The following is a 24,286-nucleotide window of genomic DNA, read 5'->3' as shown; positions in this document are numbered from 1 at the left end:
CAAATGCTATGATAACGATGTCATTTGCCAGCTTATTTTATGTTTAATTGCGCTTATCAATGCCCCAGTAGAGTTTTTCCCTCAGAATTCGGTAGTAAGGATAACCTTCAATCTGAACCAACGAAAAGGTAACTCTGGCCTTTTGGATAATGATGTCTTTGCCACATTCAAAATTTTGAGTCCTGGAGTCGGTTGCTACCAGAAAGTGTTTTTCCCGGGCTTCGATCTGCAAACGGATCTGCGATGCATCCGAAAGTATTACCGGGCGGACATTCAAATTGTGAGGTGCAATGGGTGTGATTACAAAAACTTCACTTTGAGGGTTTACTATCGGACCCCCGCAGCTCAGGTTATAGCCAGTAGATCCGGTCGGTGTGCTTATGATAAGCCCATCAGCCCAGTAACTGGTTAGAAACTCTCCGTCGATCCATGCGTGAATGTTTATCATCGAGGCGGTATCTTTTCGGCTAACGGTGACTTCATTCAGTGCAAGATGGTCTGCTGCAAGTGAGTTAGAAGCATGCCTCACAGCCAGCATTGATCGCTCTGAAATTGAGTATTTTCCGGTGATCAACGCCCTGAGTGCCGGCTCGATTTCATTTTTCGATACGCTCGACAAGAATCCCAACCTTCCCAGGTTGATCCCGAGTACAGCTATACCACTTCCTGCTGTAAGGGTAGAAGCCTCGAGTATGGTTCCATCGCCACCAAGGCTTATCAAAAAGTCTGGCCTTTTAAGTATGAGCTCTTCTTCGTTTTCAAAAACTTCTTTGGTGTAGGATTCAATTTTCAGGTCCCTGAGAACTTTCATCAGAGGTAAGTAGATACTAAATTTAATGTCAAACATCTGCAAAAGGTCAAAAAACCTCTGCACATAGCCCCTGGCATCGCCTGGAATGTTGATCCCAAATACAGCTGCTCTCAAGAATAAACAAGTAGGCCGCGAAATTACATTTTATCCATTAATGAAATAGGCGAAAAAACTTATCGATCTTCAAACCACTCGTACCAATCCCCGCAATTACAAAAGGTTATTTATTCATTTATTGGAAAATATATGTACAATTGGAGACAATTCAGAAATTTTTTTATCTGTGACCCTTCATAGCTGCTTCATAATCCGGGGCTTCCAATGCCTCCCACCAACCGTGTACATGTTGGGTTTTCAAAAAATGTAACCAATAGGATTTTCTTGTATTCGAATCAAAATGGATTAAATAGTTTTTATACTGCCATATGTGAAACACATTGAGACTAATCAACGCCAAAAGAACGAAAATCAAACCCAGTCTAATTGGTGTTATAAACCTAAACAGTAAGTACCAAGTAGCTGCCATGGGCACCGCCAGTAGAGGCAGCATATCAATAAGTGACCGTTGACTGTAGCCTCCCCCATACCACCAGCACCACCAGCTAAAAGTGATGTACAAAAACGACAACACTACCGTCGAAAACACCAAAGACGCACCGGGATATCTGTGCCACAGCCATGTAAAACCCGGAATGACGGCTACCAGTGCAGGTGAATACACAAGCCAACCCTTCCTCCAGCTCAACAAACCATCGATTATTTTAGGGTCGTTGAAGAAAAACTTCTCTTCGCCATAAGAATATACAAGCAGTCGACCCTCAGTCGTATACCAATAGTACATCTGTGGGATCAATACGATGATAACCATCAGAACAACGACCATCGAATGCATGGGCAACTTTCTCATCACCATAGAAACTTTTTTCGGTCCCTGATTAGCGAACAAAAAACCCAATCCGGCCGGAAGTAGAACCAAGTTCACTGGTCTTACCCAGATAATCAAACCAGCAATTAGGCCCATAGCTACTGAAAGCTTTTGTGAGGGTCTGTCAATCCACTTCATACTCAAATAGAGCCACAGGGAGAATAGCGAGAAGGTATACGCGTGTGACATGGCATTTTCGACTGCAGCATAGTAGAAAAGATTGGTTCCAAAAAACACTGTAAGCAAGGAGAGAAAAGTTGCCAGGTGATTTTTTACCAGGCGGAAAACCACCTTGTAAAGCACAAAAAAACCTATCCAGAGATAAATAAGCACATTGTACTGAAGCCCGATTCTGTAGGGCAAGCTCAAGCCGTCGGGGCTAAAATCATTGCTTATCGAAGCAAATATGTGTGAAACAATAATTCCAGGCAGGTATAAAAAGGCCAGACCTCCGGTCATTTTTTCACTTTTCTCACCTTTGTATGTAAAAATCTCCATACGGTTGGAATCTACGTTCCAAACCCTTAGATATGGGTCCCCTTCAAAAAGCACTCCTTTGATGTAACTGTAATAATTGCATACATCCCATTCGATAATGGGGCTATATGTCCATCGCCTGTCGTATGTAATGTACACAATTAGGAAAACAGCAATCAGACTGGCAGGCCATGCCGGATGATGGCGCAGTTTTTCGAGCATCAGAAAGCCTGATTAAATCTCCATAGTTTTAATATCGCCTTCTACAATCAAGGTGCCCTCTGTGGCTTTGCGAACTGTTTCCACACTCACACCAGGCGCCAGCTCGCGCAGCTCGAAGCCTCGCTCTGTGATATCGAGAACAGCCAGATTGGTGACGACTTTTTTTACACATTGCAGACCTGTGATGGGAAGTGTACACTCTTTCAGCAGTTTTGAATTGCCATATTTGTCCGTATGCATCATGGCTACTATGATGTTTTTGGCACTCGCAACCAGGTCCATTGCTCCTCCCATACCTTTTACCATTTTTCCGGGAATTTTCCAATTGGCGATGTCTCCTTTTTCAGACACTTCCATTGCTCCGAGCACTGTAAGATGGACATGGCGGCCTCGGATCATAGCAAAAGAGGTGCTGCTATCGAAGAATACTCCTCCCGGAAGCACTGTCACTGTTTGTTTACCAGCGTTTATTACATCCGGGTCTTCTTCTCCTTCATAGGGAAAAGGTCCCATTCCTAGCAAGCCATTTTCGCTCTGAAAAACCACTTCAATATCTTCTGGCACATAGTTGGCCACTAAGGTTGGAATCCCGATTCCCAGATTAACATAATATCCATCTCTGAGTTCACGAGCTATGCGTTTGGCAATCTGTTCTTTTGAGAGCATCTTAATATAATATTTTTCAGGGGTAAAGATACTTTTTCTGTTTTTGAAGCTCAGAGGTCCGGGTAATTTTCTATGAGTTAAAAAGGATCCGTTTGTAGCCCGAAGATATAACTGTACAAGTGATCAACGGTCTGTGTTAGGTCGTACATCTCGGTATCCAATGTAAGGTCGGGAGCCGCAGGCGGATCAAATGGCGCTGATACTCCCGTGAAATTACTGATGAATCCTTTTTTCGCTTTTTGATAAAGTCCTTTTGGGTCTCGTTTGCTGCATGTTTCTACCGAGGCTTTTACATGGACAAGGACACAGTGTTCGGTACCAATAATCCTGGTGGCCAGCTGTCTCATTGGCTCGCGCGGGGTGATAAGTGCTGCTATAGCCCAAATGCCTTGCCGCCTGAGTAAGTCTGCCACATGGGCTGCGCGCCTTACGTTTTCCAGTCGGTCTTCATCAGTATAGCCAAGGTTGCTGTTAAGACCCTGGCGTAGATCATCTCCATCGAGTACCACAGCTGGTATGCCTTTTTCTGACAATCGGTTTTGAAGAGCAAGGGCAATCGTGCTTTTTCCAGAACCGGGCAGTCCGGTCAGCCATATTACCTTGGCCCTCGACGCCTTGGAAATTTCAGACATTTGCCATCATGTGATTGAGAAGGCTTTCAAAAATCAATCTGCCATCGGTATTGCCAAGCTCTTCATCGGCAGCCCTTTCCGGATGTGGCATCATACCAAATACATTTCTATGTATATTGGTCACCCCGGCAATGTTGTTCACCGAGCCATTTGGATTGGCATCCTCTGTGATATGACCCTCAGGATTGCAGTATCTAAAGAGCACCTGGGCATTGTCTTCTATTTCTTTTATTGTTTCAACATCTGCATAGTAACAGCCTTCACCATGTGCAATAGGAATGTTCAATACTCTGTCCAAAGGAATTGAAGCGTTGATAGGTGAAACGTTGTTATCCGCTACAATAAATTGATTTTTACATATAAAGCGGTGAGAAGTATTGTGAATCAATGTACCTGGCAGCAATTGGGCCTCGCAAAGTATTTGAAAACCATTGCACACTCCCAACACATAACCTCCTTTTTTAGCAAATTCTGTCACCTCGTTCATGATGGGGGAAAATTTGGCAATGGCACCACTGCGCAAGTAATCGCCATACGAAAATCCTCCCGGCAGAACAATCATATCCACACCCTGTAGGTTATGGTCTTTGTGCCAAAGCTTAACGACTTGCTGACCGAGAATATTCTTAAGCACATACACCATGTCTTCATCACAATTGCTTCCTGGGAATACTACTACTCCGAATTTCATTGGAAAAAATTTCAATGGCCAAAAGTAAGCAGCAGTCCAATTATCTGCACTCATTTCAAAAGTCACCGGTAGATACAATCATGTTCCCGGATAAAGACAAAAAACAATTCCTGTGATGCAAGCATATATAAATATGAGACTATTTGTAAAATGGCACATCTGCTAAAATTTACTGAAAGAGGTATTTATTGCCCAGCAGGAGATTTTTACATCGACCCCTGGCTTCCGGTGACAAGAGCTTTCATCACCCATGCACATAGTGATCACGCAAGGCAAGGAATGGGATGCTACATCAGTACCCCTATCACCGCTGCACTTATGAAGGCCAGGATTTCAGAGGATATTTCCGTTACGGCCTTGAATTATGGGGAAAAATTGACCATCAATGGAGTATCGGTAAGCCTACATCCTGCGGGTCACATTCCCGGAAGTGCGCAGATACGCATAGAAAAAAATGGGTATGTGGCCGTGGTGAGCGGAGATTATAAAACTGAGCCAGACGGATTATCAATCCCTATCGAACCTATCAGATGTCATGAATTTGTAAGCGAATGTACTTTTGGCTTGCCCATCTTTCGGTGGAAGCCATCTGAAATTTCTATTCAAGAAATAACAGACTGGTGGATGACCAATCAATCCCAGAACAAAAATTCTGTTTTAATTGCATATGCCCTGGGTAAGGCCCAGAGATTACTCAATGACCTTGCCGGGGATGGACGCATAGTGGTGCACGGATCGATTTACCGCATGAATGAGATACTCAAACATGCTGGACTTCCGATTGCATCTTGTGAAAAGATTTCCGAACTGAACAACAGGGTAAAAGACAAAAGCTTACTAGTACTGGCACCTCCCTCAGCGATAGGAAGCACGTGGATCAGGCGATTTTCACCCTTTAGCCTTGGAATTGTATCAGGTTGGATGGCCATAAGAGGAATCAGGCGAAGAAGGGCGGCCGATGCAGGATTTGTGATCTCCGATCATGCCGATTGGGACGGACTCATTCAGGTAATTCGATGTACAGGAGCCGAAAAAGTTTATCTCACCCATGGATACTCAGACCCATTTGCCAGATATTTACCCAAAATAGGAATACAGGCCGAACCCGTTCAGAGCCAGTTCTATGGAGAGGGTGAAGATCTAGAAGTTAGGGAGCCAAAGGTTGATACATGAAATTTTTTATTCTTACCTTCAGCACATTCTTTTTGTTCAGTTTCATGGGTTTTTCCCCCTTAAAAAGCCAAAGATTGATGTGAATCCTGTAAGAACCGGAACTATGCGTAAGATTTGAATATCTCTGGAATGCTTTGGCCTTTGACACGTCCGGCAACTTCAGACCATGCTTTCGGTCAAGGTAGTAAAAACTCACTTCGCCCCTGTGTTTGGCCAATATAAATGTGTGAAGGTTTGACTTTTTACTCAATTCAAAACGGTGTAATTCAGGAGTATCGGCCAAGCTATAATGGGCAAACTGAGCGTTTGGGTTATCTGGCTGACCCCATCTGGAGACTTCCACATCCGACTCATTAAAATGGGATTCCTCGTTTTCGTTGAAGGTAAACATTCCTAGTACTGCCTGCGGATGTAGTTCTCTAGCCAGGCCTTCAACTTCAAATAAGAGAAGGCCGTTTCCAAAAATGGTAAGGGAAAAAACTTCTGCACAGCTCCACAAAGAATCAACTTCTTCGATCGAAAGTACCAGATCGCCTGATTTGGAAATCGATACATTCCGATGATCCATGCCAAAGTAGTTTGGACCCGGTCCTACAGGATTTTCTTTTCGCTTCACCTGCCAGATAAATCCCTTCCAATCAAGCCATAGGCCATCAAATCCACCGGCCTTCTCTTTTCTACTGGCAGCAGTGATCAATACCATCAGATAAAAGCAGCTCGTCAGTAGATGACCTTTCATTTCGGAGTATTGTAAAGCCGATTGCAGCTCTCAATTTGAGATAAAATTTCATTGCGACCTCTACCATCCAGAGATGAGGTGACAATATGGGAGGGCAGTTCTTCCCAAAATTGCAACATAGCAGAATGATACTGTATCAAATTGGTATTGAGCTGATTTTTGCTTAGTTTATCAGCTTTTGTAAATATCATTGTAAAGGGGAGCTGATTCAAAGCCATCCACTCCATGAATTCCAGGTCAATGTTTTGGGGTGGTAATCTGGAGTCAATTAAGACATAGGTATTAACCAGGGATTCCCTTGAAAGCAAGTATTCATGGACAAGGCCGGAGAATTTATTTCTCATACTTCTGGATACCCTGGCAAACCCATAGCCCGGCAGATCTACCAGATACCAGGCATTGTTGATAAGAAAATGATTAATAAGCCTGGTTTTTCCAGGAGTGGATGAGGTTTTAGCCAGATTTTTTCGCTGGCATAAACTGTTGATTAGGGAAGATTTGCCCACATTACTCCTGCCGATAAAGGCATATTCCGGATAGTTTGACTTGGGAAGTTGCTTTACACTTTCACTGCTTTTGATGAATATGGCTGAATTGATGGTCATTTCATCAGCCGGCATTGGATCTGACGATTACCTTTTCGAGCCATTTTTCCAATATTTGGTTGAATTCCAATGGCCTTTCCATCATGGCTGCATGTCCACATTCGGGAATCCAATACAGATCGCTGTTTGGAAGCAAGTCATGAAATCTTTTGGCTACATCAGGAGGAGTTACATTGTCGTTTTCACCCCAAATAATACAGACCGGAAGTTTCATATTTACCAGATCTTTGGCCATATTGTGGCGAATGGCTGATTTGGAAATAGATAGCGTACGCAGCACTTTATTTCTGTCGTTTACAATAGAGTATACCTCATCGATAAGCTCCTTGGTTGCGACCTCTTTGTTGTAAAAAACGTCCTTTGTTTTATTGGCAACATATTGATAATCACCTCGTCTGGGAAAAGAATCACCCATCGCATTTTCATAGAGACCTGAGCTGCCTGTAAGTACCAGGGAATGTACTAATTCAGGATGATTTTTAGTAATGATCAAGCTGATATGCCCCCCCAAAGAATTACCAATGAGGGTGACCGGGGCTATCTTCAATTCTTTAATAAAATTTACTACATAGGATGCCAAAGAGCTGACATTGGTATTGAGTAGTGGTAGGGTGTACAGAGGTAATTTTGGTATCAAAACCCTGTATCCTCGCCGGCTGAAATAGTGAAATACATCGTCAAAGTTGCTCAACCCCCCCATCAAACCATGTAGCAAAACAAGCGGATGACCTTCGCCGGCTTCAGCATATTCAAATTTACCGGAATTTTTTGTTTCTATCGACATTTTGTGTATATCGCTTTGAGGCTGCAAAAATAGAATTTTGTTTTTCACAGATTATCTCCTGCTTATGCCATCGAAATAAATATATTAAAAAAATGTTAGTCTTCATCGTCCTTCGCTTCCTGCATAATACTTTTTTGCCGTTTAAGAAGTTCCAATCCTTGATACAATCCTAAAAAACAAAGTTCCTTGAAGTTTAGAATCAATTTAAATAACAAAAAGCATCGAAAATTGTGATAAAGGTTAGATTTTTCGAAATTCGGGTCATTTTAGTTTTGCCGGTGTAAAGGAAATGAAATCTGAAGATGCAATGAAGTATCTGGCAGAAGAGAAGTCATGTCAGGGATTAAACGACTTTTTTGTTTTTGGTATTAACTATCATAAAGCCTCTGCTGAGATCAGAGGCACGTTTGCCATCGGTGCTCAGCAAGCGGAAGAAATTCTATCGGAATCATTTACAAATGAAGCCGGCGATATCATTATCCTCAGTACTTGTAACAGAACGGAAATATACGGTCTGGGCAATCCTCACGTCCTGCTAAGGCAGGTCGCTTCTTATTTAGGACAGGCCGAAGAGACCTTTTACAAGTATGGGTATATCCTTACTGCTAAAGCAGCGGTAGCCCATTTATTTAAGGTTGCTTCGGGACTGGATTCTCAAATTCTCGGTGACTTTGAAATCGCCGGACAGCTCAAACAAGCTGCGAAATTTTCAAAAAAATACGGTAGATTAAGCAGTCTGACCGAAAGATTGGTAAATTATGCTCTGCAAGCCTCAAAAGAAGTAAAATCGCAGACACAGCTATCGACGGGGACTGTTTCGGCTTCTTATGCAGCCATTGAATTAATTCAGGATCGCTGCCAAAAAACAAACCCATCCATCTTATTGATAGGTCTTGGGTCTTTTGGAGAAAATGTGGCCAAAAACATTCTTCATTATCTTCCAAAAGCAGAACTTACCATCTCCAACAGGACTCAGACAAAAGCTGAGCATTTTTCCCGGTATCACCCCTGTTCAGTGCTTTCGTTTGAAAAAATCAATGAACAACTCAACCGCTTTGATATCGTAATCAACACAGCTGCAGTAGAAAAACCCATCCTCAGCCGGGAAGAAGTGAGCAGAAGTGGTATTTTCTTCTTGGATATGAGCGTTCCTGCTGGTATCTCTTCGAATGTAGTTGAAAAGGGTTGTCAATATTTTAATATTGATGACATATCACAAATTTTGGATAAAACGCTCGAAAAACGCAAAGCCGAAGTGCCTAAAGCCATGCAAATTATCCACAAGCACATCATGGAGTTTGTGGAGTGGCACAAAATATATCTTCAGAGATGGCTGATTCATAGGGTAAAAGATTTTCTGTACCAGCTCGATTGCGCAGAATCCTACGTATCAAAAGAAAAAAAGGTACAGAATGCGGTAAATCACCTGGTGATTAATTTGAAAAAAAATGACTTCAAAGGATGTCACTTTCTGGGCGCTATTAATGAATATCTTAAAAACTAATTCCACCGGAACCTACTCTTCTGATTAAAAAAGGAAAAAGCCATCCCCTGGAGAAAATGGATGGCTTATTCAGCTTTTTACGGAGTCTTCAATCTACATTAATCCACATTATCATGGAGAAATGAATTATTGGTCTTAAGTTCTGTTGAATTTCCAGTACCGCTTACAGAAAATCTGCTTTCGTCTGATTTTCGGGAGTAGAGTTCTTCATCGATACTGATACCTCTGCGCTTGTAGGCTGGCTCTACTTCTAACTCTCTCAACTTCTGTTTTTGAGTTCCAAATCGGAAATTATAAGCTCGCACTGCTTCGGATTTGATTTTATTCATTCTTTTGAATCCCTCTTCTATAGACATTTCAAATACACTGGCTTTGGTGGTATCTGAGGCATTTTGGAGAGGCTCTGATTTTTTATCTACTTTTTTCAGTTCGATACCAAAGTGTATTTCTGTATCTTCCTTAGATGAGACATAAGAGCTGTTTTGACTACTTACCTCCTCTGCATCTTCTAAAGTATATCTTTGAATGCCGGGCCTTTCAGTGGCATCAGAATCTGGAGCATGCACTTCTTTTTTACCCTCTACGGCCATCACCTTGCTGATGGGTACTTCGAAATCAAACTCAACGATTTGGGTATCGGTCCCTTGTTCGGTGGTATAGAGCAAATCAACTTGTTCCGCATCTTCTTTCAGTTCAAAAATTACTTCTTCGTCACTTTCTGTATTGAGCACTATCTGATTAGTAGGAGAGGGTTGCTGTGGTTGATTGGCTGTTGGTGAATTTTTTTGATCCTCCGCTGGAATTTTTTCTTCAAAATCCAACAAAGTGGGTTGTACGTCTTCTTTTGAGCTAGATGATTTTTGATTGATCCCGCCGGGTTTTTTGTTTACTTCAGTTAAATTTTTAGGTTTTTCATTTTCATCATCATTTAGTACAAATATGGTTTTTTTCTCTTCTTTTGGTACTATAGAAGTATATGTATCTCTTGAGAATCCAGTTGCAATGACTGTAACGGAGATGTCCTGTCCCAGACTTTCATCCTCGCCCAGTCCCATGATGATGTTGGCACTGCCGCCTGCCTGCTGTTGTATGTAGTCGTTGATATCGGCAATTTCATCTATTGTAACATCGCTGGAGCCATTGATAAGCAACAGTACATTGGTAGCTCCCTTTATGTGATTGTCGTTGAGAAGTGGAGAGTCGAGAGCTGCCCTTACGGCTTTTGCTGCCCGGTCAGTACCACTTGCTCTTCCGCTACCCATGATGGCGGTACCGCTATCTGAAAGCACGGTCCGAACGTCGCGCAGGTCTATGTTGATATTGAAATTTCGGGTTATGACCTCTGCTATCGACCGTGCTGCAGTGGCCACTACTTCATCCGCTTTGGCAAATCCTTCCTTCCAACTCAGGTTGCCGTATATCTCACGCAATTTATTGTTGTTGATAATGATTAGTGAGTCCACGTATTTTTTCATTTCCTCAATGCCGGCTTCGGCTTGCTGGAGTCGCACCCTGCCTTCGAATTGAAATGGAGTGGTGACGATTCCTACGGTTAATATTCCAAGACTTTTTGAGACTTCGGCAATCACTGGTGCAGCACCTGTGCCAGTGCCACCTCCCATGCCTGCAGTGATGAAAACCATCTTTGTATCCTGAGACAGGAGTTTTTCGATTTCAGCGCGACTCTCTTCAGCAGCAGCTTTTCCTACCTGAGGATTAGCACCTGCACCCAATCCCTCGGTTATATTGGCGCCAAGCTGCAATTTGATAGGAATGGGGCTGTTTTCTAGATGTTGCTGGTCAGTATTGCATACGGCGTAGTCAATTCCCTTGATGCCCAGTGAATACATATAATTGACGGCATTTCCACCGCCCCCACCTACTCCAATTACCTTGATGATGGAGGATTTATTTTTGGGTAGGTCAAAGTTGAAGGCTTCATTTAGTTCCATATCTTTCTGTTTTTAAGCTTTTACATCGTTATTCAAAAAGTCCATGAGTTTTTTTACCCAGCCGTCAAAGACACTAGCTCTTTTCGTTTGTCTGTCTTCTGCTTTGGGAGGGTGGGGAGCATCAGAAACTTCTTGAGTTTCTGACTCTTCTTTTTTGCCGGTCATTTCCTCGGTAGAGGTGACAGTGGGATGTTGCGCTTCCCGCTGGCGCTTTTTTTCTTCAACCTCTTGATATTCAAGGCCTTTCATTACCAGACCGATGGCGGTAGCGTAAGCTGGAGAGGCCAACTCCGGATAGTTGTTTTGAGCCAGGTGCTCGTTGGGATAACCGATGCGTGTATCCAGACCTGTGATGTAGGAAGTAAGCTGCTTCAGATGTGCAAGTTGAGAGCCACCACCAGTGAGCACGATGCCGGCAATCAAGCGTTTTCGTTGCTCATTGAAACCGTAATTTTTGATTTCAACAAATACCTGCTCGATAATCTCGCTTACCCGGGCGTGAATGATTTTCGAAAGGGTGCGACGAGAAATTTCCTTGGGATCACGACCTCTAAGTCCAGGAATGGAGATGATTTCATTTTCACTATTTTCGCCAGGCCAGGCCGAGCCAAACCGAATTTTCAGCAATTCGGCTTGTTTTTCTATTATGGAGCATCCCTCTTTGATATCTTCAGTAATGATGTTGCCTCCGAAGGGAATTACAGCAGTATGGCGTATGATGCCGTTTTTGAAGATGGCTACATCTGTGGTACCCCCACCGATGTCGACCAATACTACACCAGCTTCTTTTTCTTCTGCTGTAAGCACGGCCTCTGCACTGGCCAAGGGTTCCAGTGTAATCTGCTGAAGGGTAAGACCGGCACTGACGATGCAGCGTCCTATGTTTTTTATTGAGGCCATGTCGCCGATTACAATGTGGAAGTTTGCCTCCAGTCGTGAACCATACATTCCTCTGGGCTCTGTAGTTTCAATATTGCCATCGATTTTGAATTCCTGAGGGATGATGTGAATTATTTCATCGCCTGGAAGCATGTTCATTTTTTGAACGTTGGAGATCAGATTATCGATATCACTTTCTCCTATTACCTCATCGGGATTATTGCGGACAATGTAGTCTCTGTGCTGCTGCGAGCGAATGTGCTGACCTGCAACTCCAGCCACTATCTCAGAAATTTTTAATCCTGAACGAGCTTCGGCTTCGCTCACTGCTTGTTTTATGGATTCTATTGTTTGCGTAATGTTGGTGACTACCCCGCGACTTACTCCCAGCGATTTGGCCCGTCCCATGCCGAGAATCTCAATTTTTCCATGTGGATTCTTACGGCCAATCACTGCTACAATTTTTGTAGTTCCGATATCGAGTCCTACTGATATTTTTTCATTATTCATACTCACAGACAACTTGTTTTTCGAAGTTTAAATTGATCTTCTTTATTTTTTTATTTGAAATAGTGGGATAGAAATATTGATAAAATGCTTTTAGTCGCAAGAGTTTTTGTTCTATATTAACAGCCTTTCCAAATTCTATCGACTCAGTTGTTTCATAACTGTAGGCTGTAATATTGTCATTTGGACTTATGTAAAAGCCGCTGAAAAAATCTGCATGAAACAATTGCAATTTCCACGTTTTTAAAATAGCAAGAACATCCTGTATGTTTTGGTCATTTACTTTGCCAGAAAGAATAGGAACTACCGGTGTATAATGTGGCGATAAGGGGAATTTATCCCCATTGTAATCAATATAATATGAATGATTATCTGCTTGAACTCGCATTATTGGTATTTTTGGTAATACACGTATATACAACTCGCCACTTAACGTGAAAAATACCTCTGATTTTTCTACCATTTTGTGATTGTCAATTAAATCTTCTAACAACTGAATGTTGAAAGATTTTTTGTAAAACGGATGTTTTAAAGGCACCTGGTTATTCACCACTGAAAGAATATCTTCACGGATAAGAAGAAAGTTGTTTTCAAATTGTTGGATATCGATGGTAGTTTTTACACATTGAATTTCATCCAATTTATCGGACGAGAATGCCGAAATGGTCAAATAGACTCCGGTCATTACAAGTATCAAAAACCATTTTGCCTTTACTTTAGTGACCTTCATCGAGTATTAGTTTTATTGTATTTACATAATCACTGATATTTCCTGCTCCTGCCAGTATGACTACATCGTTTGTAAAGTGAAAATTTTTTATCTCACTTTCAATACGGGTCAATTGAATCAGATGCTTATCCGTTATGGTCATATTGTCATAAATTAACTTTTCGGAAATACCCTCAATTTTTTCTTCTCTTGCCGGATATATTTCAGTGAGCAAGACTCGGTCTGCAAGGCATAGGCTAGTCGCAAAATCGAGATAAAAATCCCTGGTACGGCTATAGAGGTGTGGCTGAAAGACAATGGTGATTTTTCGGCCAGGATAGAATGCCCGGGCCGAGGTGAGTAAAGCCCTGATTTCTGCAGGATGATGGGCATAGTCGTCGATTAGTATAACTTCTGGTCGGGAAAGCACAATTTCAAATCTGCGTTTTACGCCTTTAAATGTTTTAATTCCAGTAGAAATTTCAGCTGTTTTTATGCCATAGAGATAACATAAAGCCGCGGCTGCCACCGCATTTTCCACATTGTGAAAGCCTGGAACTTGAAGGTAAGTTTCCAAAACCGGCTCATCAAGGAGATGAAGAGAAAAGTGAAATTTTCCGTCATAAATTTTGATCTGGTCAGCATAGAAATGGGCTGACGGTTCGCTTATGCTATAGGTATAATCACCTGCTACGGGTAAAGTGGCCTTTACCACCAGTTTTCCATGTTTTCTGGCCACTTTGGCAAACTCAATAAACGCCTGTCGGACACCATCTTGATTGCCATATACATCGAGATGATCGGGATCTGTAGATGTAATGACCGACCAATCTGGAGTAAGCTGCAGAAACGATCTGTCAAATTCATCTGCTTCGACCACAACCGTATCTTCAGTGCCGACTAAAAAATTTGTGTTGTAATTGGCCGAAATACCCCCTATGAACGCACTGATATGCCTTCCGCTGCGCTTGAGGATATGAGCCACCAGGGCTGTGGTGGTTGTTTTACCATGCGTTCCGGCTATTGCGATGCTTTCAGATGATCTGGTGATCCAACCGAGCAAATGCGCCCTTTTCACAAGCGTATATCCTCTTGTTTCGAACCAATTGAGCTGTGGATGAGTGGATGGAATAGCCGGTGTATACACCACAAGGGTATCATTTGCATTTCCTATTTTATTCATTGGAATATCTTCTACCCGGTCCGAATAGGTAATGGAAATACCTTCCTGCTCGAGTTCCTGTGTTAGGTTAGATTTTTCGCGGTCGTATCCTGATACCACAGCCTTCCGGGTATTGAAATACCTGGCAATTGCACTCATGCCAATGCCGCCGATACCAATGAAATAACAGTATTTGAAATCGTCGAGGGGAAGGTTCATGTCTGAAGGTATTTTGCGATGTAGTCTACAATTTGTTTGGTTGCATCAGGACGGGCAAATTGACGAATGTTCTTTTCAAGATTTTTTCGTTTTTCCGGGTTTTTGATCAGATCATCGATTACCGACGGCAGCGAATCCAGCTGATCTTCGGTCACCACCACAGCAGCACCGCTGTTGCCAAAGGCCATAGCATTTTTGTATTGATGATTTTCGGCTACATTAGGCGAAGGTATCAAGATACAGGCTTTTTGCGCCACTGCCAGCTCTGAAAGAGTACCTGCACCAGCTCTTGAAATTACCAAGTCAGCTACAGGATACAGCTGGTAAAGGTCAGGTATGAAGTCAGTGAGGTAAAAACCTTCCATATTGTCAGTATACTTGATGCGATACCGGTTGTAGTAGAGCTTCCCGCAAACCCAAATCAGGTTGGCTATCGGCAGAATGGAGTCTGTAAAGCGATCGATGGTTTCGTTGATTTTGGCTGCGCCGAGACTACCTCCAACCACCAGTAAGGTGGGCTTTTGTACATTAAGCCGGTAGCGCTCAGCAATACCCGATGGTATTTCATTGGTTTTGAGAATTTCCTGGCGTACGGGATTGCCTGTTACAACAACCTTTTGAGGAGGAAACTGTCTGTCCATGCCTTCAAAAGCAACGAAGACTTTTTTAGCAAATCGTCCGGCAAGCCTGTTGGAAAGGCCAGCAAATGAATTTTGCTCCTGAACAAAAACCGGTAATCTCATCAAACCTGCTGCAATCACTACGGGCGCGCTGGCAAAGCCCCCTGTACCAATGACTGCGCTGGGTTTAAACTTCAAAAGAATGCTGAAACATCTAAGCAGGCTGTAAATCAGTTTAATAGGTAAAATCAGATTTTTAACGCTTAGCGATCTCCTAAGTCCGGTAATGGGTAAACCAATGATATCAAAACCTGCTGCCGGCACCTGTGTCATCTCCATGCGATTTTTTGCACCAACAAACAGAATGCGTGCATCAGGCCATCTGTGTTTGATTTCTCCGGCAATTGAAATGGCCGGGAAAATGTGACCACCAGTGCCACCTCCACTAAGCAGGAACCTCTTCTCTTTCATTTGCATCATCATTGGAAATAGCAATGGTTGAATGCGGCTGTTCAGACCCTTCCTCTTCGGCCTCATCAGATGAAAACCTACTTACTGACTGCACTATACCTATGGCTGCACAAGTGGTCCAGATACTGCTGCCCCCGGCACTGATCAATGGCAATGTTTGCCCGGTAACTGGCAATAAATTTACCGCAACTCCTACGTTGATCAACGCCTGAATGACGATGCCAAAGCCTGCCGACACGACCAACAGGCTGCCAAAAACTGAACGACTTCGGGTGGCTATCAGCAGGAAGCGAATCAGCAGAACAAAGTAGAGAAATAGCAGTATAAATGCACCAACAAAACCATATTCTTCGGTAACTATGCTAAATATAAAATCGCTGGATGACTGTGGCAGAAAATACTTCTGAGTACTCTTGCCGGGGCCTGTACCTATCAAACCACCATTGGCAATAGCCATTTTTGAACGTTGGACCTGATAACTCTCCTCAGCATCGCCAGATACAAAATTTTCAATCCTCGATTTCCAGGTATCCACCCTATTGGGCATCAGCTCAGGAAAGGTGACTACAGCAGAAACAAAAAGTCCAAAGGACACTACTCCAAATCCGATCAATGAAACTACATACCTGCCCGGAAAGGGTGAAATCATCATCAACAAGATGCACTGAATAAAAATCAAAGCCGCCGTAGAGAAATTCGCTGGAAACACCAATCCTACAACCAGAAATACCGGAGCAAATACCTGAGCAATTGCGCTTTTCAGATTCCAGTCTTTTGGGTCTTCTTTCTTTGAAAGTGTACGGGACAAATACACCAGAAGGATAAGCCCTGCAATGACACTGCTCTGCAAGGTGATCCCAAGCATGGGTATCTGAATCCATCGGCTTGCATTTGCATTGCCTATGGTATATCCTTGGGAGAGGGTGTAAATCAGCAATACAATAGCCGGGAGTATCAGTAGTACTGAAATAGGAGCAAAATACCGGTAGTGAATGGTATGAAGCATCCAAATAATTAACCAGCCCATAACTATGTGCATAGCGTGACGCAACAACAGCGAAAGAGCCGTGATTTTATTGTTCCACTGCAAATTGCTGCCAGCGCTGTATATGCTCAGAAAGGAAAAAATGGACAGCAGAAATACCACTATCCAAATAACCTTATCCCCTTTTAGTTTAAGCCGATTGAAGGAAATCATGGGCTTTTCTTACTTACAATTGCCGAACCCAGAATTTGAATTGATTGCCACGGTCTTCATAATTTTCAAACAAGTCAAAACTGGCACATGCCGGAGAGAGCAATACAGCATCACCTTTGGAGGCGAGACTATAGGCAGTTTTTACGGCTTGCTCCATATTGTGAGTATCGGCTATTACATCTACCATACCTGTAAACTCATCGAGCAGTTTTGAATTGTCTTTACCCAGGCATACGATTGCTTTTACATATGTTTTTACCAGGTCGTGCAGTGCAGAATAGTCATTGCCCTTATCCACTCCACCCGCGATCCAGACGATTGGTCGTTTTATGCTGCTGAGCGCGTAAATCACAGAATTTACATTCGTAGCTTTTGAATCGTTAATAAACTCAATACCTCCAATGGTAGCTACGCTCTCCAGGCGGTGCTCCACTCCTCTAAAGTCTGAAAAAGCTTCTTTGATTTTTTCCTGCCTGATTTCGTGAATGCGCGCTGCGATGGCTGCTGCCATGCTATTGTAGGCATTGTGAGTGCCTTTGAGCTTGAAGTCTTTGATGATCATAGTGTCCATGGTATTAATTTTTACGATGAATTCGTTTTCATTAAGTAGATATGCTCCTTCTTCCGGCTCTTTGAGAGCGCTAAAGGCAATTTTCCGGGATTGTATGGCAAATTTTGGCAAGTTGGTCACAGTAGCCTCATCATCAGCACAATACACAAATACCTGATCAGGTTTTTGAGACTGAGCGATTCGGAATTTTGAAGCGATGTAGTTTTCGAATTTGTAATCGTAGCGATCGAGGTGATCGGGTGTAATGTTGGTGAGAATTGCGATATCTGGTGCAAACGTATAACAGCCATCCAGCTGAAAACTACTCACTTCCAAGACATATGTCTCGTACTGCTCGTCATGCATCACCAGCTCGGCAAAGCTGCGACCTATATTGCCTCCAATGCCTGTACGGATACCAGCTGTTGTGAAGATATGACCTGTAAGAGCCGTGGTTGTGGTTTTTCCATTGGTACCAGTGATGGCCACGATGGGTTTTGTAGTATACCAGGAAGCAAATTCAATTTCGGAAATCACCGATACGCCAGATTCCAGTGCCTTTTGGACCACGGGGCTTTTATCTGGTACTCCGGGACTTTTTATCACCACATCAGTTTCTAGGATTTTTTCCAGTTGGTGAGTACCCTCTTGGCAGGCAATCCCATTCTGCAAGAGTTTTTCTTTGTACTTGTCCGATATGCGCCCTGCATCGCTCAGATACACAGTCATGCCTAGATGACGGGCCAGCAGTGCAGCACCGGTGCCGCTTTCCCCGGCTCCTATTATGGCTATATTTTGGATTTCGCGCGGTGCTTTCATCTGATTTTCAGTGTTACAAAGGCAATGACTGCGAGCATGATTCCTACTATCCAGAATCTTGTTACGATTTTAGCTTCGTGATATCCCTTTTTCTGGAAATGGTGATGCAGAGGTGCCATCAAAAAAATCCGACGTCCTTCCCCAAACTTTCTTCGGGTGTATTTGAAATAACTGACCTGCAAGACCACAGAGAGATTTTCGACCAAAAAGATTCCGCAAACGATTGGAATCAGGAGCTCCTTGCGCACCGCTATGGCCAGTGTAGCAAGAATTCCTCCCAATGCCAGACTCCCGGTATCACCCATAAAAACCTGCGCCGGATAGGTATTGTACCACAAAAAGCCTATACACGCTCCTATCAAAGCAGCCACAAAGACTACCATCTCACCGGAATTGGGAATATACATAATGTTGAGATAATCAGCGAAGATGATCGAACCTGACACATAGGCGAAGATGCCCAGAGCTACAGCGCTGATGGCAGATGTACCTGTAGCGAGCCCATCCAGACCGTCGGTAAGATTGGCCCCGTTGGATACTGCCGTGATGATAAATATGACAATGGGGATAAATACCACCCACCCCCAGGTCTCTCCATTCAGACCGGTCCATTCGATTATTTTGGAATAATCCAGTTCATTATTCTTAAGAAAGGGAATGGTTGTTTTAATGCTTTTTTTCGCATCACCAAAAACCGGCTTTTTACCCTGGTCGATTTGAGCGGTGAGGGTTTCAATTTTGGAATTGACTGTTTTCTCTTTGATAGTCACCTCCGGGTGAAAGTAGAGGGTAGTTCCAACGATGAGGCCAAGGACGACCTGACCGAGCACTTTAAATTTTCCCCTGAGACCCTTTTTGTCCTTTTTGAATACTTTGATGTAATCGTCTATAAATCCTATAATACCCATCCACACGGTAGAAACCAACAGCAAAATGACATACACATTGTCGAGCCGGGCAAATAGCAGCACAGGAATCATTATCCCACCAAGAATAATCAATCCACCCATGGTTGGAGTACCGGCCTTTAGATTCTCACCTGCCAAACCGAGGTTTCTAACGGTTTCTCCAACTTGTTTTCGCCTAAGAATCAATATGATGCGTTTTCCAAAAATCATTGTTATAAACAGTGCTCCAATCACAGACATCGAGGCTCTGAACGTAATGTATTGAAACACCCCTGCTCCTGGCAGGTCGTACACATCATTGAGATAGTCAAAGAGATAGTAAAGCATCGCCTTATTCGTTGAAGTATTGTAGAATGACTTCCTTGTCGTCAAAGGGGTGTTTTACCCCTTTGATTTCCTGAAATTTTTCATGACCCTTTCCGGCTACAAGCACCACATCACCCGGATTAGCCATGCTCAGCGCAAGCCGAATAGCCTCCTTACGGTCGGCGATCTTGTGGCATTTTTTGCGGAGATGGTAATCGATGCCTTGTTCGATTTCATCGATGATGGCCTGAGGATTTTCAGACCGGGGATTGTCGGATGTAATGATGACTTTGTCACTCCAGTCAGCTGCGACTTTGCCCATCAGAGGTCTCTTGGCTTTGTCGCGGTCGCCACCACATCCCATCACTGTGATAATCTGCTGGCTTGTTTTTATGGATTCCCGGAGGGTTTGAAGCACATTGAGCAATGCGTCGGGAGTATGTGCATAATCTACAATGGCCACTATACCGTTTGGACCGGTAATGGTTTCAAATCTACCGGCTACCGGGCTTAGCGAACTGATAGCCATCAGTGCAAGGCTATCGTCGGCACCGAGCAGAACAGCTGTCGCATATACCGCCAATAGATTATAGGCGTTAAATACTCCTGTGAGAGTGGTATATACATCAGCTCCACCAATGCGGATGGTCAGTCCCCCAATGTTGTTTTCAATTACTTTGCAGTGGAAGTCAGCCATTTGCTTTATGGCATAAGAATACCTGCGGGCGCGGGTATTTTGTACCATGATGGCTCCATTTCTGTCGTCGGCATTGTAGAGGGCAAAGGCTTTGGAAGGAAGCTCATTAAAAAGCTTTTGCTTGGCAGCTAAATAGTTGGCAAAAGTTTTATGATAATCCAGGTGGTCGTGTGTGATGTTGGTAAAAACTGCCCCGGTAAGGTGAGTACCAACCAGACGTTCCTGATGAATGCCGTGACTACTGGCCTCCATAAAGCAGTATTCAATGCCCTGTTTGTGCATCTCGGCTAAATGTTTTTGCAGAGAAAGAGCATCCGGAGTGGTATGGGTGGCCGGTTGTTCATCGTGACCGATCATCACCTTTACCGTAGAAATCAATCCGCATTTATACCCCATCTTTTTGAAAACCTCATAGAGCTGAGTGGTAACGGTGGTTTTACCATTTGTGCCCGTCACAGCAACTATTTTGATGCTTTCTGATGGATTGTCGTAGAAATTGGAGGCTATAAGCCCCAGAGCGCGTGCGCTGTTTTCGACAAAAAAGAAGGAAGTATTCGGATATTTTTCAGTATACCCGTAATCACTTTCGCAAACAATGGCAGTCGCTCCGGCCTGAATGGCTTGTTCGATAAACAAATGTCCGTCGGATTGGCTTCCTCTGATGGCCACAAACATGCTTCCAGGACTTACCAGTCTCGAATCTGAGGCGATGTCGGCTATGGTATGATGAACATTGCCTTTTACTCCTTTGAGATTCACTTTGTAGAGCAAGTCTTTGATAATCTTCACGGATTAAAACTTTTTAATTCGATTAAAACTGATCTTGACAACTGGGAACCTTGTGGCGGATATTGCCAGTTCACAGGCCCTGAACCGGTAGAGCTGACCTTAAAACCTTTGTTTTCCATAAGGGCGACGGCCTGAGCCATTGTCAGACCTACCAGATTTGGCATGACTTGCTTCCGGACATGATCTTCGAGTTCATGAGGGTCCTTTTTTGATTTTGAAAGCGCCAGGATTCGCTCAGCCGGTCTCGAGTCCACCGGCATTGAAGCCGGAGTGAGCCCCATAATGGCCGATGCCGACCGGGCTGCCACAGGTGCTGCCACCTTGCTGCCGTAATAAGCCTTATCCGGATTGGGCCTATCGACCACTACAATAATGCTGTATTGTGGTTGATCAGCTGGAAAGTATCCGGCAAAAGATGCTCTGTATTTACGACTGTTTTTCTCTTTCCAGTAGTCAAGCTTTGCAGTTCCGGTTTTACCGGCCAGAGGTACAGCTGGGTTGTATAAATGTTTTGCTGTTCCTTGCCTCACTACATTGGCGAGCAGCACCTTGAGTTTCTCCAGTGTCTGCCGGCTGCAGACTGACGAATTAAGAACAGTCGTGCCAAATCGTTTAATGACTCTTTTGCTGTTTCGTATCTCTTCTACTATGTACGGTCGTACCATCACTCCGTCATTGGCAATGGCATTGTAAACAGTGAGAAGTTGTAAAGGCGTAAAACTGGTCTGATAGCCAAAAGCCATCCAGGGCAGGGTAATACCGCTCCACTGAGTCTTATCTTCAGGGTGTGGAATCATGGGGGCAGTTTCGCCTTTTATTTCGAAATTTACCGATTTGTGGAGGCCCATTTTGTAGAGCTTATCCACAAAAGCTGATGGCTGATCTTTGTAATGCTCAAATACCAGACGCGCAAAGGCAACATTGGACGACTGTTCAAATGCTTTGGCCAATGTGATTTGGCCTGAGGACTCCAATGAGCCTTTTTCGCTGAAATTTGATTCTGTAACTATCCGGTCGTAGAAGACCCATGAACCATTGCCAATGTCGATGAGAGTATTGGTATCGGCCTTTTTGTCTTCGAGCAGAATCATAGCGGTCAGCAGCTTAAAAGTGCTTCCAGGCTCACTGCTCTCCCATATAGCATAGTTGAGTCGTTCTGCATAGTAGCCTCCTTCGGTGCGCCCCAGGTTGACCATTGCTTTTATCTTACCGGTCTTTACCTCCATCACTACGGCCGTACCATGGTCTGCTTCAAAATTTATTAATGTCTGGAGCAATTCGTGGTGTAGGATATCCTGAATCCTTGAATCCAATGTACTTACGACGTCATAGCCATTTACGGGGTCTTCATCCCATCCATTGTTGATGGGTTTCCAATGACCTTTGGCCATGCGTTGCATCCATCGCTTACCTTCTTTTCCCTTGAGCCATATATCACAGGCACCTTCGAGTCCGGTCTGTCCTCTATTGGCGCTGCTGTAGCCAATGGTACGCTCAGCGATGGTGCCCATTGGCATCCGGCGGTGCGCTTTCTGCTCCACAATCAATCCGCCTTTGAACTTGCCATGTCTGAAAATCGGAAATTGCTTAATCTGCTGGAGCTCAGAAAAAGTGAGATTTTCAAGCAATTTTATGTATCGATTTCCAGATTGCCTTCCCGCGGACAGTATTCGAGTCCATTCACCTTTGGTCTTTGAAAATTGGGCTAGTTTTGCAGCAAGTGCATCAAGCTCATTGCTCCAGATATCCCGACTTACTGCTATCGGATCGAAGTATACATCAAATGTAGGGACAGATGTAGCCAGCAGTTTGCGGTCAGCACTGTAAATATTGCCGCGTATAGGAGGAATTGTATGGTATTTTATAATTTGCTCTTCAACCTTGGCTTTAAGCTCGGGTCCCTCTACCCATTGAAGGATCACCAGCTTGTAAACGATGGCAATAAATGGCAAAACAAGCATTATTGCAAGCAGATAGATGCGCTTTTGTATTTTTTTCTGCAGGTCTCTCACTTGTTTTCTTTTAACAGGTTGCCTTTTTTGTCTATGAGTATTCTGGCAGGTGGTTCTTTACTCTCTTTAAGTCCGAGCGCTTCAGCGCGTTGTCGTACTTTACTTGGAGTGCTCAATCTCATCAACCGGCTTCGGACTTCGGTAAACTCTGCACTCAGGTCTTTTGCCTCAGCCTGCAGTTGAGCCAGCTGCTGAACTCTTTTTTCAACCAAGTGCCCACTGTAAATGCTGATCAGAGCCAAAAGGGCGAGCCAAAGCACAAAAAACCTGTGTCTGTTCCATTTGGAATCGGCCAGAAAACTGCCTTTCAACACCTCGGCTATTTTTGTTCCGCTTTTGCTCATGAACAATGGGTTCTGGTTGCTGCTCTCAGTTTGGCACTTCTCGACCTGGGGTTGGCTTTAATTTCCTCTTCTTCCGGTTCCAGTGGTTTGCGCGTCAGCGGCTTCCAGGGCGAGAGGTCGTTGCCGTAAAAATCTTTTTCCGTGCGATTTTCAAAATTTCCAGAGCGCATAAAGACTTTTACCAATCGGTCCTCGATGGAATGATAGGATATCACTACCAGCCTGCCACCGGGCACTACCAGGGCAGTGGTTTGTAGCAGCATCTCTTTAAGGGCCGCTATTTCCTGATTGACCTCTATCCTGAGTGCCTGATAAATCCGGGCCAGGGAATGATGCTCAAATCCCTTTTTACAGAAGGGAGCACAGATTTGGTTGAGCTGTTCGGTGGTCGTGATTGGGGTTTGCTGCCGAGCTCTGACGATTGCTTTAGCTATCCGGCGACTGTGAGGAAGCTCCCCATATTGATAAAAGAGAATTGCCAGCTGATCTTCGGGCCAGTCATTGATGAGGTCGGCTGCTGATCTGGGAATACCGGGGTTCATCCGCATGTCCAGCGGCCCTGAATACCGCAGTGAAAATCCCCTCTCAGCTGTATCAAACTGATGTGACGATACCCCCAGATCGGCCAGTACGCCATCTACTTGCCTGATCCCTTCCAGGCGGAGATATTTGCCCATATACCTGAAATTAGCCTGTATGAGTGTAAAGCGCGGGTCTTCTATTTCATTGACTACCGCATCAGGATCCTGATCGAAGGCAATAAGCCGACCTTCATCGCCCAACCTGGAGAGAATACCCCTACTGTGTCCTCCTCCACCGAATGTGCAGTCTACATAAACGCCGTCTGGCTTCACGGACAGTAGCTCCAGCGAAGCCCTCAACATCACCGGTGTATGATAGAGTTGAGGTTTCATG

22 protein-coding genes are annotated in these 24,286 nt (G+C 43.9%); 2 read left to right on the top strand and 20 right to left on the bottom strand.

Annotation, left to right across the window (positions count from 1 at the left end):
• Nucleotides 1-43: 43 nt before the first annotated feature.
• The 5 genes from DES35_RS00160 to purQ form a co-directional block, all read right to left on the bottom strand.
• On the bottom strand, nt 44-925 hold the full coding sequence (locus DES35_RS00160; protein ID WP_051889363.1) for an NAD kinase: 882 nt from the start codon (nt 923-925) through the stop codon (nt 44-46).
• Between the two features lie 163 nt (nt 926-1,088).
• Nucleotides 1,089-2,435 carry a hypothetical protein gene (locus DES35_RS00155; RefSeq protein WP_114365495.1) on the bottom strand — a complete coding sequence of 449 codons (1,347 nt, stop codon included), beginning with the start codon at nt 2,433-2,435 and terminating at the stop codon, nt 1,089-1,091.
• Nucleotides 2,436-2,447: 12 nt separating this feature from the next.
• Nucleotides 2,448-3,101 carry a CoA transferase subunit B gene (locus tag DES35_RS00150; RefSeq protein WP_037359615.1) on the bottom strand — a complete coding sequence of 218 codons (654 nt, stop codon included), beginning with the start codon at nt 3,099-3,101 and terminating at the stop codon, nt 2,448-2,450.
• A 77-nt stretch (nt 3,102-3,178) separates the two neighbouring features.
• The gene (cysC, locus tag DES35_RS00145) at nt 3,179-3,733 is read right to left on the bottom strand and encodes an adenylyl-sulfate kinase (RefSeq protein ID WP_051889364.1); all 555 of its coding nucleotides are present in this window, start codon (nt 3,731-3,733) and stop codon (nt 3,179-3,181) included.
• Nucleotides 3,726-4,424 carry a phosphoribosylformylglycinamidine synthase subunit PurQ gene (gene purQ / locus DES35_RS00140; RefSeq protein ID WP_114365494.1) on the bottom strand — a complete coding sequence of 233 codons (699 nt, stop codon included), beginning with the start codon at nt 4,422-4,424 and terminating at the stop codon, nt 3,726-3,728. Before purQ ends, cysC begins: the two co-directional genes overlap by 8 nt.
• Before the next feature lie 150 nt (nt 4,425-4,574).
• Here purQ and DES35_RS00135 point away from each other — a divergent pair, with 150 nt between their 5' ends.
• A complete protein-coding gene (locus DES35_RS00135; protein WP_114365493.1) occupies nt 4,575-5,597 on the top strand; it encodes a ligase-associated DNA damage response exonuclease in 1,023 nt (340 codons plus the stop codon).
• Here DES35_RS00135 and DES35_RS00130 read toward each other — a convergent pair.
• The 3 genes from DES35_RS00130 to DES35_RS00120 are packed head-to-tail and all read right to left on the bottom strand — an operon-like array spanning nt 5,572 to nt 7,725.
• The gene (locus tag DES35_RS00130) at nt 5,572-6,336 is read right to left on the bottom strand and encodes a hypothetical protein (protein WP_114365492.1); all 765 of its coding nucleotides are present in this window, start codon (nt 6,334-6,336) and stop codon (nt 5,572-5,574) included. The two genes, DES35_RS00135 and DES35_RS00130, sit on opposite strands and share 26 nt — an antisense overlap.
• On the bottom strand, nt 6,333-6,956 hold the full coding sequence (yihA, locus tag DES35_RS00125) for a ribosome biogenesis GTP-binding protein YihA/YsxC (protein ID WP_262510112.1): 624 nt from the start codon (nt 6,954-6,956) through the stop codon (nt 6,333-6,335). The genes DES35_RS00130 and yihA overlap by 4 nt, the downstream gene beginning before the upstream one ends.
• Nucleotides 6,946-7,725 carry an alpha/beta fold hydrolase gene (locus DES35_RS00120; RefSeq protein WP_037359624.1) on the bottom strand — a complete coding sequence of 260 codons (780 nt, stop codon included), beginning with the start codon at nt 7,723-7,725 and terminating at the stop codon, nt 6,946-6,948. The genes yihA and DES35_RS00120 overlap by 11 nt, the downstream gene beginning before the upstream one ends.
• A gap of 289 nt (nt 7,726-8,014) precedes the next feature.
• Here DES35_RS00120 and hemA point away from each other — a divergent pair, with 289 nt between their 5' ends.
• Nucleotides 8,015-9,229 carry a glutamyl-tRNA reductase gene (gene hemA / locus DES35_RS00115; RefSeq protein WP_037359627.1) on the top strand — a complete coding sequence of 405 codons (1,215 nt, stop codon included), beginning with the start codon at nt 8,015-8,017 and terminating at the stop codon, nt 9,227-9,229.
• Between the two features lie 98 nt (nt 9,230-9,327).
• Here the strand turns inward: hemA and ftsZ are convergent, their stop codons facing one another.
• The 12 genes from ftsZ to rsmH are packed head-to-tail and all read right to left on the bottom strand — an operon-like array spanning nt 9,328 to nt 24,285.
• Nucleotides 9,328-11,181: a cell division protein FtsZ gene (ftsZ, locus tag DES35_RS00110; RefSeq protein WP_037359630.1), complete on the bottom strand. Its 1,854-nt coding sequence runs from the start codon at nt 11,179-11,181 to the stop codon at nt 9,328-9,330.
• Nucleotides 11,182-11,193: 12 nt separating this feature from the next.
• On the bottom strand, nt 11,194-12,570 hold the full coding sequence (gene ftsA, locus DES35_RS00105; protein ID WP_114365491.1) for a cell division protein FtsA: 1,377 nt from the start codon (nt 12,568-12,570) through the stop codon (nt 11,194-11,196).
• Nucleotides 12,563-13,297, bottom strand: coding sequence for a cell division protein FtsQ/DivIB (locus tag DES35_RS00100; protein ID WP_114365490.1), 735 nt, complete (start codon nt 13,295-13,297; stop codon nt 12,563-12,565). The genes ftsA and DES35_RS00100 overlap by 8 nt, the downstream gene beginning before the upstream one ends.
• Complete coding sequence (gene murC / locus DES35_RS00095) at nt 13,284-14,657, bottom strand: UDP-N-acetylmuramate--L-alanine ligase (protein WP_037359637.1); 1,374 nt, start codon at nt 14,655-14,657, stop codon at nt 13,284-13,286. Before murC ends, DES35_RS00100 begins: the two co-directional genes overlap by 14 nt.
• Nucleotides 14,654-15,748, bottom strand: a complete 1,095-nt coding sequence (gene murG / locus DES35_RS00090) for an undecaprenyldiphospho-muramoylpentapeptide beta-N-acetylglucosaminyltransferase (RefSeq protein WP_037359640.1) — start codon at nt 15,746-15,748, stop codon at nt 14,654-14,656. Before murG ends, murC begins: the two co-directional genes overlap by 4 nt.
• Nucleotides 15,723-16,946 (bottom strand): FtsW/RodA/SpoVE family cell cycle protein, encoded by a 1,224-nt coding sequence (locus DES35_RS00085; protein WP_037359643.1) that lies wholly within the window; start codon nt 16,944-16,946, stop codon nt 15,723-15,725. Before DES35_RS00085 ends, murG begins: the two co-directional genes overlap by 26 nt.
• A 13-nt stretch (nt 16,947-16,959) precedes the next feature.
• Nucleotides 16,960-18,297, bottom strand: coding sequence for a UDP-N-acetylmuramoyl-L-alanine--D-glutamate ligase (gene murD, locus DES35_RS00080; RefSeq protein WP_037359809.1), 1,338 nt, complete (start codon nt 18,295-18,297; stop codon nt 16,960-16,962).
• A gap of 14 nt (nt 18,298-18,311) precedes the next feature.
• Complete coding sequence (gene mraY, locus DES35_RS00075) at nt 18,312-19,550, bottom strand: phospho-N-acetylmuramoyl-pentapeptide-transferase (protein WP_037359647.1); 1,239 nt, start codon at nt 19,548-19,550, stop codon at nt 18,312-18,314.
• Between the two features lie 4 nt (nt 19,551-19,554).
• Nucleotides 19,555-21,015 (bottom strand): UDP-N-acetylmuramoyl-L-alanyl-D-glutamate--2,6-diaminopimelate ligase, encoded by a 1,461-nt coding sequence (locus tag DES35_RS00070; protein ID WP_114365489.1) that lies wholly within the window; start codon nt 21,013-21,015, stop codon nt 19,555-19,557.
• Nucleotides 21,012-23,027 (bottom strand): penicillin-binding transpeptidase domain-containing protein, encoded by a 2,016-nt coding sequence (locus DES35_RS00065; RefSeq protein ID WP_114365488.1) that lies wholly within the window; start codon nt 23,025-23,027, stop codon nt 21,012-21,014. Before DES35_RS00065 ends, DES35_RS00070 begins: the two co-directional genes overlap by 4 nt.
• Nucleotides 23,024-23,371: an FtsL-like putative cell division protein gene (locus DES35_RS00060; RefSeq protein WP_051889366.1), complete on the bottom strand. Its 348-nt coding sequence runs from the start codon at nt 23,369-23,371 to the stop codon at nt 23,024-23,026. Before DES35_RS00060 ends, DES35_RS00065 begins: the two co-directional genes overlap by 4 nt.
• Entirely contained in the window at nt 23,368-24,285 is a 918-nt protein-coding gene (gene rsmH / locus DES35_RS00055) for a 16S rRNA (cytosine(1402)-N(4))-methyltransferase RsmH (RefSeq protein WP_114365998.1), read from the bottom strand. The genes DES35_RS00060 and rsmH overlap by 4 nt, the downstream gene beginning before the upstream one ends.
• Nucleotide 24,286 lies beyond the last annotated feature (1 nt).

Origin of the sequence: Schleiferia thermophila (assembly GCF_003337435.1) — a bacterium.
Classification (GTDB): domain Bacteria; phylum Bacteroidota; class Bacteroidia; order Flavobacteriales; family Schleiferiaceae; genus Schleiferia; species Schleiferia thermophila.
Note: the sequence above shows the minus strand (reverse complement) of the source record. Positions and strands in the feature narration are given on the sequence as shown.

Excerpts from the sequence above, each read along its gene's own strand:
- DES35_RS00155 (WP_114365495.1), bottom strand. The coding sequence starts at position 2,435 with ATGCTCGAAAAACTGCGCCATCATCCGGCATGGCCTGCCAGTCTGATT.
- DES35_RS00150 (WP_037359615.1), bottom strand. The coding sequence starts at position 3,101 with ATGCTCTCAAAAGAACAGATTGCCAAACGCATAGCTCGTGAACTCAGA.
- cysC (WP_051889364.1), bottom strand. The coding sequence starts at position 3,733 with ATGTCTGAAATTTCCAAGGCGTCGAGGGCCAAGGTAATATGGCTGACC.
- purQ (WP_114365494.1), bottom strand. The coding sequence starts at position 4,424 with ATGAAATTCGGAGTAGTAGTATTCCCAGGAAGCAATTGTGATGAAGAC.
- DES35_RS00135 (WP_114365493.1), top strand. The coding sequence starts at position 4,575 with ATGGCACATCTGCTAAAATTTACTGAAAGAGGTATTTATTGCCCAGCA.
- DES35_RS00130 (WP_114365492.1), bottom strand. The coding sequence starts at position 6,336 with ATGAAAGGTCATCTACTGACGAGCTGCTTTTATCTGATGGTATTGATC.
- yihA (WP_262510112.1), bottom strand. The coding sequence starts at position 6,956 with ATGCCGGCTGATGAAATGACCATCAATTCAGCCATATTCATCAAAAGC.
- DES35_RS00120 (WP_037359624.1), bottom strand. The coding sequence starts at position 7,725 with ATGTCGATAGAAACAAAAAATTCCGGTAAATTTGAATATGCTGAAGCC.
- hemA (WP_037359627.1), top strand. The coding sequence starts at position 8,015 with ATGAAATCTGAAGATGCAATGAAGTATCTGGCAGAAGAGAAGTCATGT.
- ftsZ (WP_037359630.1), bottom strand. The coding sequence starts at position 11,181 with ATGGAACTAAATGAAGCCTTCAACTTTGACCTACCCAAAAATAAATCC.
- ftsA (WP_114365491.1), bottom strand. The coding sequence starts at position 12,570 with ATGAATAATGAAAAAATATCAGTAGGACTCGATATCGGAACTACAAAA.
- DES35_RS00100 (WP_114365490.1), bottom strand. The coding sequence starts at position 13,297 with ATGAAGGTCACTAAAGTAAAGGCAAAATGGTTTTTGATACTTGTAATG.
- murC (WP_037359637.1), bottom strand. The coding sequence starts at position 14,657 with ATGAACCTTCCCCTCGACGATTTCAAATACTGTTATTTCATTGGTATC.
- murG (WP_037359640.1), bottom strand. The coding sequence starts at position 15,748 with ATGAAAGAGAAGAGGTTCCTGCTTAGTGGAGGTGGCACTGGTGGTCAC.
- DES35_RS00085 (WP_037359643.1), bottom strand. The coding sequence starts at position 16,946 with ATGATTTCCTTCAATCGGCTTAAACTAAAAGGGGATAAGGTTATTTGG.
- mraY (WP_037359647.1), bottom strand. The coding sequence starts at position 19,550 with ATGCTTTACTATCTCTTTGACTATCTCAATGATGTGTACGACCTGCCA.
- DES35_RS00060 (WP_051889366.1), bottom strand. The coding sequence starts at position 23,371 with ATGAGCAAAAGCGGAACAAAAATAGCCGAGGTGTTGAAAGGCAGTTTT.
- rsmH (WP_114365998.1), bottom strand. The coding sequence starts at position 24,285 with ATGAAACCTCAACTCTATCATACACCGGTGATGTTGAGGGCTTCGCTG.